The following is an 11901-nucleotide window of genomic DNA, read 5'->3' as shown; positions in this document are numbered from 1 at the left end:
GACAAGTGCACGCTGTTGAGTTCTCAAGGATCGGATGCTCCCACTTTCCAGCCTCTCGGCCTTCTACGCAGGGCAACTTCTCTATCTTATTCTCTATAAACACTTTGTCAAATTCACTTTGTCCGAATTGAATTCGAATTAGTGAATTAAAAGTAATTCATAAAGGAAGAGTATTAGCTCCGGCTAAGCATTAAAGCTTGCAGCCGGGGCAACTTCTCTATCTTACCCTTCTCGCTCTGCTTGTCAAACCAGCTTGCCGTGACGTTTTGACCGTCGGCGGCAGGGCTCCTTGACAACTTCGAGGAGTTGGGAACCTCATCCTAGTCCTAACGGACAGCCCGATCAATGATCGAATTTTTGGAGGAAGTTTGGTTCTCCGCTTGAGGGGGCTGGGGGCCTTTCGGCCTCTCCGCTTTCCCCCTGTGGGGCGAACAAGTAAGACATTACGTGGCTCTCAGCCGCGCCGCAAATCACGCGTGCGCCCCTGGCGTGTCGCGATCCGCAGCGCCCGCCTTTCGTCGTGAAATCAACGATCTGTCACGCATCACTGTGATCGATAGGCACAGCACAACCGTGCCTATCCCCCACAACGCTGCGGCCGGAGGCAGTACGCGATATGCCAAGTGAGCGATCGTGAACTCGGCATCTAGTGGACCGAGCGCAAGCCACCCGCCAACCCATGCCAAAACCAGCACCAGTGGCAGCGACATCCACCACGCGAGTCTTACCAGCTGATGCACCTCACGCCGCGGAAGCATCGGCATCCGCTTCCGAAGCCAGAGCACTGCCCAGATCGCGAGCACGATAAGCCCGAATGCGCTTGAACCGTGCTGTAGCCATTTGTATCCGACTATCGGGCCCCACTGAGCGTCAAGCGCAGGAAGAAGCGCGCTCCCCCACCTACCCTCGTGGGTAAACGCATCCCATGCCAGGTGAGACGCCACACCAATTGCGAGAGAAGCAAGCAAAAGCAAAATCCCTGAGACGCCCCCACGGAATGTTTCCCGCGCCCCGTCAACTGACGTGCTCGTCCACCACTGCTTCGGCAGCCGGCCCGCAAGAGGTGCAGGAAGCAGCTCCACGGCCGCCGGTCGCATCACGCATCGCCAGAGCAGCAGAAGAACAAGAGCAGTCACAGCAGTGAGAGGTATCCACGCCCATGTATGCGTCACGTTGTACGTCAACGGGGTGCCACGAAGGAACAACGGAAGGTCCGGGGTCATCGCCCCGACAGCTATCGCCGCCGGGACCAAGGGTGTGCGCAAGAACGGAAGCGCAACGACAGCATGACTCGGTGTGAACGGCATAGCGGCTTAGCTTTCGATGAAGATGCCCGCGAGAGTTTTCTTTCCTCGGCGCAGAACGCTCACGCCTCCTGGTAGTGCGCCGTCGATAGCGGCATTCTCGTCGTCGACGCGTACTCCATCGACGCTAACTCCACCCTGCGCAATTGCGCGGCGAGCTTCCGAAAGGCTCGATACCAGCCCGGTTTCAACAAGAGCCTGCAGAACAGTGACGCCGGGGGCCGCAACGAGGTTCGGTAGCTCATCGAGTGCAGAACGAAGAGTTGCGGCATCCAACGTCGTGAGATCACCCTTACCGAAGAGCGCATCGGATGCTGCGACCACGGCGTCAGTCGCGGCTTTACCGTGAACGGTAACGCACACCTCGTATGCAAGACGTTTCTGCGCAGCACGCCGGTAGGGCTCGGTTTCGACGAGGTGTTCGTACTCTTCGATCTCGGCCTTGCTAAGGAACGTGAATACCTTCAGTCGTGAACACACGTCGGCATCGAGCGTATTGAGCCAGAACTGGTACATCCGGTAAGGACTGCACATCTCGGGGTCAAGCCAAATGGCATTCCCCTCGCTCTTGCCGAACTTGGTGCCATCGCTGTTCGTGATCAGCGGCGTGCCCAGCGCGTGCACCGAGACGCCCTCTGCGCGATGGATGAGGTCGGTACCACTCGTGAGGTTTCCCCACTGGTCGGACCCACCGGTCTGCAACCGGCAGTCGTACTGACGGTAGAGCTCGAGGTAGTCCAAACCTTGCAGCACCTGGTAGCTGAACTCCGTGTAACTGATGCCAGCATCCGAATTCAATCGGGCACTGACGGCATCCTTCTTGATCATCGTTCCCACGCGGTAGTACTTACCAACCTCGCGCAAGAAGTCGATAGCGCTCAAGGGCGCCGTCCAATCGAGGTTGTTGACGATGCGCGCGGGGTTCGCGCCGTCGAAACTCAAGAACCGCTCTACCTGCGCGCGAAGACTACCCACCCACTCGCCCACAGTCTCTCGAGTGTTCAAGGTGCGTTCCGCCGTCGGGCGTGGGTCGCCGACCAGACCGGTAGATCCGCCCACGAGACCGAGGGGCCGGTGTCCGGCGAGCTGAAGTCGGCGCATCGTGAGCAATTGAACGAGGTTGCCGAGGTGAAGGCTAGGCGCGGTGGGGTCAAACCCGCAGTAATACGTGATGGGCTCGCCGCCGAGCATCTCTCGCAGTGCGTGTTCATCTGTCGAGACGTGGATAAGTCCTCGCCAAACCAGTTCGTCCCAGACATTCTCGAACGCAGGATCGTTGGCGGGGGTGAGGGCGCTCACAGTGGCGCTTTCGTTGGGGGCGGCTGACACGATATGAGGCTATCAGCGGGGCTCGGTGCGTTTGAGCTAGAGCGCCGTGCGGTATGCCCACCACACGAGAAAAGCTGAGGCGAGCGCCAGAACCCAGCTCAGCAGACTCCCGACGAGAAAATACTCGGCACGGTTGCCGTGTGCTGTGTCTCGGGAAATCTCGGGAAACCGCACGATGCCTTTCGCAGCGAATACCGCAGCAATAAGTGTGTACGCGCCAGCCAATGCGAGGGCAACCACAAGAATGCGTTCGAGTGGACCAATCAAGCGACCGCCGCGCAACACACCATCGCGAGCAGAACCGTCTTGGGTTGACCCGAGCGCGGCGTTTTCGCTCCGAAGGCCCGCGCGAACAACAACGTTTGCGGATTCGAGCAGAAAAATACCGACGCCGACAACAAGAACCACAAGATCGAGCGACGCCGGACCTGCCGGTGTTTCGAGCTGCCAGAGCCTGCCCCACGGTCCGCCCTCGGCCCGCGCCCCGAATCCCATGACAGAGACGACACTCACAAGGCCCACGCCCGCGACGGGCCAGAAACCAGCGCGCCCACCGCCCGCGCTGGGCATAGAAAGATGCCATACCGCAGCGATCGCCCCCGCAGCCATCCCGAAGATGAGTGCGTCGACGGCGGCGGACAAAACCAACAACGCGACAAAACCGGCCGCGAAGACCCAACCCCGACGCATACGCGGAACAAACTGTCGCACGAGGTCCACGGCTCCGACAGCTAGCAAGGTGAGGCCTGCGAATATCATTCCGACTCCCCCGCGAGGTCAATAAAAGTAACCACAAGAGCGGCGGCACCCGAATGAGCAAGAGTCTGCGAGACGGCCGATTGAGTGATGTCTTCGGATGCCGCGAGTTCTCGCTGTGTGCGTCCGCGACACCTGCCGTATGTGAGCCGACGCGCACGCTCACTCATGCCGGCGATGAGCTGATCGCGAACGAGGGCGTACGCATTGGCAAATTTCGCTGCCTCGTGCGTCGACGAGCTCTCTCCGGCGTCGACGACGACGCGCGTTCGTGCAGCGGGTAATGTGCGCTGTTGCAGCGCTCTCACCTCATCAATTGCGCGGCGAGCGGCCCACCATCCGGGGCCTTCCGGGATGGCTCCGGATGCTGCGGGCACTTCACCGGTCTCACCCACACCGACACCGAAGCGGCACTGCACACCATCCGGAAGCGCGAGCTGGAGCAGCAGAATCGCCCTCAGCGCCGAATCCGTCGTCGCGTAGAGCGCCTGCTGCTCATCACCCACGGTAGGGGTGAGGCGTTGAATAGCTCTCGGACCATCCTCATCGACTTCGGCGATGATTTGGTCAAGCGTTCGCTGCGCGGCTGCGCGGTCCGGTAATGATCGGGATCCGACGATGTCAGCAATCACTGTGACGCTCATGAGATTAGCTTATCTCTAATCTTCAAGGAATATAAGAGATACTCTGATGACGGTCGTCAGGAAATACCGAGGGAACGAGCGGCTTCTGTTGCGCGCGCGACGAGTTCGACGCGCTGCTCAGCGACGCGCACGGGCGCGGTACCTCCCACGCCGGTTCGCGACGCAACTGAACCTTCGATCGTCAATACTTCTCGCACTTCGGGAGAGAGAAGCGGTGAGACAGCTGCGAGCATGCTGTCGGTCACGGCATCCAGTTCGATACCGTTCTGCTCGCACACTTTCACGAGTGCGCCGGAGATCTCGTGCGCATCGCGGAACGGCACTCCCCGCTTAACGAGCCACTCAGCCACATCTGTCGCAAGGGAGAAGCCCTGCGGAGCAAGCTCCGCCATGCGATCAGTATGAAAATGCAGCGTCGCCATCATGCCGGCGACCGCAGGCAGAGTCACTTCGAGAGTCACGATCGAGTCAAAAACTGGCTCTTTATCTTCCTGGAGGTCGCGGTTGTACGCGATCGGCAGACCTTTCAGCGTGGCGAGGAGGCCAGCGAGGTTACCGATCAGACGACCAGACTTTCCGCGAGCGAGTTCAGCGATGTCCGGGTTTTTCTTCTGCGGCATGATGCTCGAGCCGGTCGAGTACCCATCATCGAGCGTGACAAAGCCGAATTCACGAGTGTTCCAGAGGATGACGTCTTCGGCTAGCCGCGAGAGGTCGACGCCAATCATTGCTGCGATGAATGCGAACTCTGCCACGACGTCGCGCGAAGATGTGCCGTCAAGCGAGTTCTCGGCGGGGCGCGACAGTCCAAGCTCATTCGCAACCAGCTGTGGGTCAAGCCCGAGTGTCGCTCCAGCGAGTGCACCTCCCCCATACGGCGAGACCGACGCACGTGCCGACCAGTCGCGCAGGCGTTCCAGCTCACGGACCAGCGGCCAGGCGTGCGCCTGAAGGTGATGAGCGAGCAGAATTGGCTGCGCATGCTGGAGGTGCGTGCGACCCGGCATGATCGCATCAGGATGAGACTCTGCCTGCGACACAAGAGCGTCGATGACCCGAAGGATTTCGCGAGCAATCGTTCGGGAGTGGTCAAGGAGATACAACCGCACGAGAGTCGCGATCTGGTCATTGCGGCTGCGGCCAGCACGAAGCTTGCCGCCGAGGTCCGGTCCGATCTCACGAATGAGCGCAGCTTCAAGGGCGCCGTGCACGTCTTCGTCGGTTGGTGCGGGCTGCAACGATCCATCGGCAACGGCTGTGCCCAAGGCATCCAGCCCAGCATGCATGCGACGCGCTTCGTCTTCATCGAGATAGCCCGCCGCGGCGAGCGCGGTCGCGTGAGCGTGGGAGCCTGCAATGTCGTACGGAGCAAGCTGCCAGTCGAAGTGCGTCGAGCGGCTCAAAGCTGCAAGCTCCGGCGACGGCCCGGAGGCGAAACGCGCACCCCAGAGAGCCCCTTCATTCGTTCCCTGTGTTTCGCTCATCATTCCAGCCTAGTGATCTTGGGACCCGGGACCAGGCGCCGCGAGAGGGTGTTCGAGAGGTTCTCGAGGGGACCACGTCCGACAACGAGTGCCCACACCATACAAACCAACAAAACCGCGATAGTCAGTGGCCAAAACGGCTCAAGCGCGCGAAATCCCCAGAGGTCGGTCGTCGTACCGAGCGCAAACTGCGACCACACCGCCCACACCAGCACCTGCAGCGAGTAGGCAGTCAGTGGCATCGTTCCGGCAGCACGAAGCGGCAGGAAGACCCATCGCAGCGCCGTGCGACAAATCAGAACGCACGCGCCGATGACCGCCACAGCAACCCCACCAGAAGCTAGGACCTCAAGGATCCCGCCGGAATGAGCGTCTGCCGTCCACACAGATGCCAGAAACCAGGCGACCGCATCCGTCGGCGCGCCAGTCATGTCATATGTCACCGGAGGGGCTGGGAACACCGCCGCTAGCGTGTATCCCACGATTGCGGCAATCGCTCCGAATACGACAGCACTGGTCTGCACCCGTGTGCGCGAAAGATCAAGACGGCCAAGAGCGAGCCCGGTGATGAGAAAAATGCTCCAGACCGGAAATGGATAAGCCCAGCCGACAAGCAACCCGAGGGCGGAATCCGTCGCTTCTCCCCAACCAAATATTGCTTCGATGACGGCGACGAGGAACGGCATCGTGAGAGTGAGAATCGCGGCGATAGCGAAAAGTGCGCGCGGGCGCACGCCCAACAGCGGCATCGCCAAGCAGAAGAGCACAGCGTACGCCGGCAGGATCACGTAAATCGGTACACCGGTAAAGATCAGGATGACGCCGAGAATCCACAGGAAGCCAGCACGGATACCGAGCCGGCGTCGCGCGACTCTTCTGGCCACGCCAACAACGGGAGTCGCGCCTCCGGTTACCAACGCAATCGAAACTCCCGCGAGTGTCGCGAACAAGATCGCGGATCGCCCATTAACGATGTCAATCCAGGTCGAAGGTTCCGCTACGTCGAACGAGTCGATCGTGAGCAGGTGCGCGGCGAACATCCCCACAAGCGCGAGGCCACGCGCAAGATCGATTCCGCCGAGACGTTTGGCACCGGCCAGGCGGTTCCACGCGCGCGCCGCAGCTGAACCGCCGACTACTGCTGGCGAAGCAGCCACACGAGGAGCGCTTTCTGCGCGTGCAGTCGGTTCTCTGCTTCATCCCATACGACCGACTGTGGCCCGTCGATAACCGAGGCGTCGACTTCGTAGCCGCGGTCGGCGGGAAGACAGTGAATGAAGATTGCCCCGGGATCCGCAAGGGACATGGTCTCGTGGGTCACCTTGTACTCCGACAGGTCACGCAATCGAGCAAGCTTTTCTTCTTCTTTGCCCATCGATACCCAGGTATCGGTCACGATTACGTCGGCGCCCGCGGCAGCTTCGTTGGCATCAGTCATGAGCGTGACTGAGCCCCCGGTCTCGGCCGCCCGACGGTCTGCATCAGCAACGACGTCTTCGCGCGGAGCATATGGCTCCGGCGACGTGACACGTACGTGCATACCGGCGGTGACACCGGCAAGCATGTACGAGTGCGCCATGTTGCTTCGACCATCGCCGAAGAACGACAGGGTCAACCCTTTGAGCTCGCCCTTGTGCTCACGAATTGTCAGCAGGTCTGCGAGGAGCTGGCAGGGATGAAAATCATCACTCAGCGCGTTGATGACAGGCACCGTTGTACCCGCGGCCATCGATTCGAGACCCGCCTGCGCGTAAGTCCGCCATACGATCGCGGCGACCTGGCGTTCGAGAACGCGTGCGGTGTCGGACGGAGTCTCTTTTCCGCCGAGTTGGCTATTCGCGGTCGAGATGATCAGCGGCGAACCGCCGAGGTCTGCGATGCCGACGGCAAACGAAACACGAGTCCGCGTCGACGACTTGTCAAAAATGACTGCAACTGTCTGCGGACCAGCCAGCGGCTTGACCTGCCAGCGGTCCTTCTTCAGCTCGAGCGCAAGATCGAGAATCTCAGACTGCTCGGCACTCGTGAGATCGTCATCACGCAACAGGTGACGCGTCATGCTGGCACCTCCGCGTCTGTGGCAAGAAGCGCCTCCTCGACGGCCTGCAAAGCCGTCGTGAACCGTGCTGCAAATTCGTCGATCTCGACATCGCCGATCGTCAACGGCGGAGCGATCCGGACTGTGCTGTCGTTGGCTGCGTTGAGGATAAGGCCCGCCTGCTGAGCTGCAGCGACAACGTCCTTGGCTACCGGACGCCGCAACGCGACACCGATGAGCAAGCCCGCGCCGCGGCATCCCGCCACCAACGGGGAGTCGATGCCTGCGATCGCGGCTCGAATCTGTGGGCCGCGCTCCCGCGCATTCTCAACAAGTCCGGCCTGCTCGATCTCGCCGAGAACGGCGCTCGCTACCGCAGTACCGAGGGCGTTGCCCCCATACGTAGAGCCGTGTGTTCCGGGATAGAAGAGCTCGCTGGCGGCGCCAAAGGTAACGAGCGCGCCGATTGGGAACCCGCCGCCGATGCCTTTTGCAAGGGTGATCGCGTCGGGGGTGATACCCGCGTGCTGGAAACCGAACCATTCACCCGTGCGTCCCGCCCCGGTCTGAATCTCATCGATGATGAGAAGAGCGCCGTGCGCGGTGGTGAGTGCGCGCGCAGCCTGCAGGTATCCCTCGGGAAGCTCAAGAACGCCCGCTTCACCCTTGATGGGTTCTACGAACAATGCGGCAACTCGATCATCCATCGCGGCTTCAAGTGCCTCGATCGTCGAGTCGAGGAATTCCACACCTGGAACCATCGGCTCAAAGGGTGCCTGCATCGCCGGTTTCCCGGTGAGAGCAAGAGTTCCCATTGTGCGACCGTGGAACGCCTCTTTCAGCGCGAGGATACGGGGGCGGGCGGCCGTCGTATCCGATGCTGCGCCATGAAGGCGAGCGAGCTTGAACGCAGCTTCGTTCGCCTCGGCGCCGGAGTTGCTGAAGTACACACGACCCGAAGTGCCGGTGCCAGCGAGGCGCTTCAGCCGCGCTGCAAGTTCAAGCTGCGGCGGGGTGGCAAAGTAGTTCGACACGTGCGCGAGCGTCGCTGCCTGCGCTGCGACGGCTTCGACGAAGACCGGGTGAGCATGCCCCAGGGAATTGACCGCGATTCCGCCGAGGAAGTCGAGGTACCTGTTGCCGTCGGCATCCCACAGCCATGCACCTTCACCGCGCACGAACAGCGCCATCCGGTCGCCTGCGTTGAGTACGAGGTCGCGCTGTGCGTCCTCAAGCCAGTCAGTCATCCCTTCACCACCTCGGTTCCAATTCCTTTGTGAGTAAACAGTTCAACGAGCACGGAGTGAGGTATTCGACCATCGATGATGGCCGCAGTCTCGACGTTGCCTTCGACAGCTTCAAGGCATGCCTGCATTTTGGGAATCATTCCCGACTGAAGCCTCGGCAAGAGCTCTCGGAGCTCAGTAGATGTCAAGTGAGAAACGAGCGAATCTCGATTAGGCCAATCCGCATACAACCCAGCGACGTCAGTGAGAACAACCAGCTTCGTCGCTTCCAGGGCTACGGCGAGCGCCGCCGCCGCCGCGTCTGCGTTCACGTTGAGCGACTGGCCTGGATTGTCGATGTCGGGCGCAATCGATGACACCACCGGAACACGGCCCGCTGCGATCTGATCAAGCACCGGCTGGGGGTCAACTTCGACGACGTCTCCGACTCGTCCGAGGCTGTGTTCGGCACCATCGACGAAGACCGCGCGTTGGCGCCCACCGAACAAACCGGCATCCTCGCCTGAAAGACCAGTAGCGACCGGACCGTGCGCGTTAATCTTCGCGACGAGCTGCGGATTGATCTGACCGGTCAGCACCATCCGTACGACACTGATCGCCTCGGTGCTCGTGACTCGGTAACCGCCTTTGAACTCGCTCGGTATGGCGAGTCGGTCGAGCATGTTGGAGATCTGCGGTCCACCGCCGTGCACCACAACGGGCTTGATGCCGACGTACCGCAGATACGCCATGTCTTCAGCAAAAGCGTCTTGTAGCTCTTCCGAGACCATCGCGTTTCCGCCGTACTTGATCACGATGATCTGATCGGAGTAGCGCTTGAGCCACGGAAGCGAATCGATGAGAGTCTGCGCTTTCGCGCTCGCTTCAGCGGGATCTGTGTCTTGAATATCTATATTTGTCATGACGAGTAAGCGCTATTTTCGTGAACGTAGTCGTGCGTGAGGTCGTTGGTAAGAATTGTCGCTGACGAACCACCGATTTTAAGATCAATAAGCACATCGGTTGCCCGCGGCGTGAGGTCGACATCCTCTCGAGGCCGATCCGGACCCCCTTCAGTGCAGACACGAACCCCGTTCATCCAGACGTCCACGTTGTACGGGTCGAATTCGGCATCAGTGGTCCCGATGGCGGCGAGCACTCTCCCCCAATTAGGGTCGTTGCCGAAAATCGCTGCTTTGAAGAGGTTGTTTCGAGCGACCGAGCGACCAACTTCCACGGCCTCGTCCTCGGATGCCGCGTGCTCAACACGAATTGTGATGTTGTGGCTTGCACCCTCGGCATCCGCCTGCAACTGCTTCGAGAGATCGAGGCATACCTCGGCGAGCGCCGCAGCGAACTCGTCCGGGTTCGGGGTGACGCCGGATGCGCCCGAAACCATGAGCGTCACCTGATCGTTTGTGGACATACAGCCGTCGGAATCGAGGCGATCAAAACTGGTGCGTGTGGCGGAACGCAGGTGCGTGTCGGCATTCGCCGAGTCGATGACGGCGTCAGTTGTGATGACGACAAGCATTGTCGCGAGGCCGGGCGCGAGCATCCCCGCGCCTTTTGCCATTCCGCCGATTGTCCAGCCATCGCGCGAAACCGACGAGCGTTTGGCTTTCGAATCCGTGGTCATGATGGCTTCGGATGCCGCAACCCCGCCGTTGACGCTCAGGTCTTCGATGCCGCGCTCTACGCCCTCGAGCACGCGTGAGCGAAAGAGTTCATCGCCGGTGCCGATGAGCCCGGTAGAACACACCAAGACGTCTCCGGCGCTCACGCCGAGGAGCGTGGCAGTCTTCTCGGCCGTTTGGTGTGTCGTCTGAAAACCGAACGATCCGGTGAAACAGTTTGCTCCCCCAGAATTGAGGACGATTGCCTCGACGACACCATCTGCGACAGCCTGCTGCGACCAGATGATGGGGTTTGCTTTGGCCCGGTTACTCGTGAAGACCGCGGCGCCTACCTTGAGCGGTCCTTGGTTCACGACGACTGCGACGTCACGTTTGCCGGTTGATTTCAGACCGACAGTGACTCCGGATGCTGTGAAGCCTTGGGCTGCAGTAACGCTCACGGCGCGACTCCGTTCATGCTGAGTGCCCGGTCCTCGGGGAGGCCGAGGGCAAGATTCATGGATTGGATGGCAGCTCCAGCGGTGCCCTTAACAAGATTGTCGACAGCGGCCACAACGACCACCCGCCCAGCGTCCCGATCGATTGCGAGACCAATGAGCGCCGTGTTCGCTCCGATGACATCTGCTGTGCGCGGGAAATGCCCTTCCGGAAGCAGCTGAACGAATGCCTCATCGTGATAGGCCTCTTCCCATGCTGCTCGCAGGTCAGCGTCGCTGACTCCCGGTGCTATGGGTGCGCTGGAGGTCGCGAGGATTCCGCGGGCCATCGGAACGAGCACCGGGGTAAAAGAGATCCTCGGATCTGGGGCTCCGGCTGCAATCAGCGCTTGCCTTATCTCTGGAATGTGGCGGTGTGTGCCGCCTACGGCATATGGGTTCGCGGATCCCAGGATCTCACTCGCGAGGAGGTTCGTTTTGAGGCTTTTTCCGGCGCCGGAAGGGCCAACTGCGAGCACGCTCACAATGCCAGTCGGGTCGATGACTCCCGCGGACACACCAGGCGCCATGCTCAAACTCACCGTCGACGCGTTACAACCAGGCGCCGCGATACGCGTGGCACCGACGAGATTCTGTCGTTGTTTGCCTGCGCCGATCGGCAGCTCTGGGACGCCGTACGTCCATGGCTCGTGAAATGGGCCGCTGTAGAAACGGTCCCACTCGGTTTCGGATACGAGCCGGTGATCTGCTCCTGCATCGATAACGAGGGGTGTGTCGCCGAGCGAGTCAGTGTACTGGCCCGACTGACCGTGCGGAAGCGCGAGAAACACGATGTCGTGACCCGAAAGAATCTCCGGCGATGTTTCTTGGATCGTGAGATGCGCAAGCGAACGCAGGTGGGGCTGGTGCTGCACAAGGGGCTGACCCGCAGTCGAGTGAGCTGTCACAGTGCGGATTTCGATATCAGGATGCGCGGCAAGGAGGCGAAGAATTTCGCCGCCCGCATAGCCGGAGGCGCCGGATACAGCGACCGAATACGTCATGGA

General features: G+C 60.8%; 11 protein-coding genes. All 11 read right to left on the bottom strand.

Features of this window, described 5'->3' with window-relative positions:
* Positions 1-470 precede the first annotated feature (470 nt).
* Genes FHS06_RS07750 through argC form a run of 11 tightly spaced genes read right to left on the bottom strand, consistent with a single transcriptional unit; the run spans position 471 to position 11898 of the window.
* A complete protein-coding gene (locus FHS06_RS07750; protein ID WP_167047644.1) occupies positions 471-1307 on the bottom strand; it encodes a DUF4184 family protein in 837 nt (278 codons plus the stop codon).
* A gap of 6 nt (positions 1308-1313) precedes the next feature.
* The gene (tyrS, locus tag FHS06_RS07745; RefSeq protein WP_310734832.1) at positions 1314-2633 is read right to left on the bottom strand and encodes a tyrosine--tRNA ligase; all 1320 of its coding nucleotides are present in this window, start codon (positions 2631-2633) and stop codon (positions 1314-1316) included.
* 36 nt (positions 2634-2669) lie between these two features.
* The gene (locus FHS06_RS07740; RefSeq protein WP_167047641.1) at positions 2670-3392 is read right to left on the bottom strand and encodes a hypothetical protein; all 723 of its coding nucleotides are present in this window, start codon (positions 3390-3392) and stop codon (positions 2670-2672) included.
* Positions 3389-4033: a SatD family protein gene (locus FHS06_RS07735; RefSeq protein ID WP_167047638.1), complete on the bottom strand. Its 645-nt coding sequence runs from the start codon at positions 4031-4033 to the stop codon at positions 3389-3391. The genes FHS06_RS07740 and FHS06_RS07735 overlap by 4 nt, the downstream gene beginning before the upstream one ends.
* A 56-nt stretch (positions 4034-4089) precedes the next feature.
* Positions 4090-5517, bottom strand: a complete 1428-nt coding sequence (argH, locus tag FHS06_RS07730; protein WP_167047635.1) for an argininosuccinate lyase — start codon at positions 5515-5517, stop codon at positions 4090-4092.
* Complete coding sequence (locus FHS06_RS07725; protein WP_310734833.1) at positions 5517-6674, bottom strand: heparan-alpha-glucosaminide N-acetyltransferase domain-containing protein; 1158 nt, start codon at positions 6672-6674, stop codon at positions 5517-5519. Before FHS06_RS07725 ends, argH begins: the two co-directional genes overlap by 1 nt.
* Positions 6653-7576, bottom strand: a complete 924-nt coding sequence (gene argF / locus FHS06_RS07720) for an ornithine carbamoyltransferase (RefSeq protein ID WP_167047632.1) — start codon at positions 7574-7576, stop codon at positions 6653-6655. The genes FHS06_RS07725 and argF overlap by 22 nt, the downstream gene beginning before the upstream one ends.
* A complete protein-coding gene (locus FHS06_RS07715) occupies positions 7573-8802 on the bottom strand; it encodes an acetylornithine transaminase (RefSeq protein WP_167047629.1) in 1230 nt (409 codons plus the stop codon). The genes argF and FHS06_RS07715 overlap by 4 nt, the downstream gene beginning before the upstream one ends.
* A complete protein-coding gene (gene argB, locus FHS06_RS07710) occupies positions 8799-9704 on the bottom strand; it encodes an acetylglutamate kinase (protein ID WP_167047626.1) in 906 nt (301 codons plus the stop codon). Before argB ends, FHS06_RS07715 begins: the two co-directional genes overlap by 4 nt.
* The gene (argJ, locus tag FHS06_RS07705; RefSeq protein WP_167047623.1) at positions 9701-10858 is read right to left on the bottom strand and encodes a bifunctional glutamate N-acetyltransferase/amino-acid acetyltransferase ArgJ; all 1158 of its coding nucleotides are present in this window, start codon (positions 10856-10858) and stop codon (positions 9701-9703) included. Before argJ ends, argB begins: the two co-directional genes overlap by 4 nt.
* A complete protein-coding gene (argC, locus tag FHS06_RS07700; RefSeq protein ID WP_167047620.1) occupies positions 10855-11898 on the bottom strand; it encodes an N-acetyl-gamma-glutamyl-phosphate reductase in 1044 nt (347 codons plus the stop codon). The genes argJ and argC overlap by 4 nt, the downstream gene beginning before the upstream one ends.
* Positions 11899-11901: the final 3 nt, after the last annotated feature.

Origin of the sequence: Microbacterium halimionae (assembly GCF_011761265.1) — a bacterium.
Lineage (GTDB): Bacteria > Actinomycetota > Actinomycetes > Actinomycetales > Microbacteriaceae > Microbacterium > Microbacterium halimionae.
This window is presented reverse-complemented; position numbering and strand designations above follow the sequence as displayed.

Excerpts from the sequence above, each read along its gene's own strand:
- argF (WP_167047632.1), bottom strand. The coding sequence starts at position 7,576 with ATGACGCGTCACCTGTTGCGTGATGACGATCTCACGAGTGCCGAGCAG.
- argH (WP_167047635.1), bottom strand. The coding sequence starts at position 5,517 with ATGAGCGAAACACAGGGAACGAATGAAGGGGCTCTCTGGGGTGCGCGT.
- FHS06_RS07750 (WP_167047644.1), bottom strand. The coding sequence starts at position 1,307 with ATGCCGTTCACACCGAGTCATGCTGTCGTTGCGCTTCCGTTCTTGCGC.
- FHS06_RS07715 (WP_167047629.1), bottom strand. The coding sequence starts at position 8,802 with ATGACTGACTGGCTTGAGGACGCACAGCGCGACCTCGTACTCAACGCA.
- FHS06_RS07740 (WP_167047641.1), bottom strand. The coding sequence starts at position 3,392 with ATGATATTCGCAGGCCTCACCTTGCTAGCTGTCGGAGCCGTGGACCTC.
- argC (WP_167047620.1), bottom strand. The coding sequence starts at position 11,898 with ATGACGTATTCGGTCGCTGTATCCGGCGCCTCCGGCTATGCGGGCGGC.
- argB (WP_167047626.1), bottom strand. The coding sequence starts at position 9,704 with ATGACAAATATAGATATTCAAGACACAGATCCCGCTGAAGCGAGCGCG.
- FHS06_RS07735 (WP_167047638.1), bottom strand. The coding sequence starts at position 4,033 with ATGAGCGTCACAGTGATTGCTGACATCGTCGGATCCCGATCATTACCG.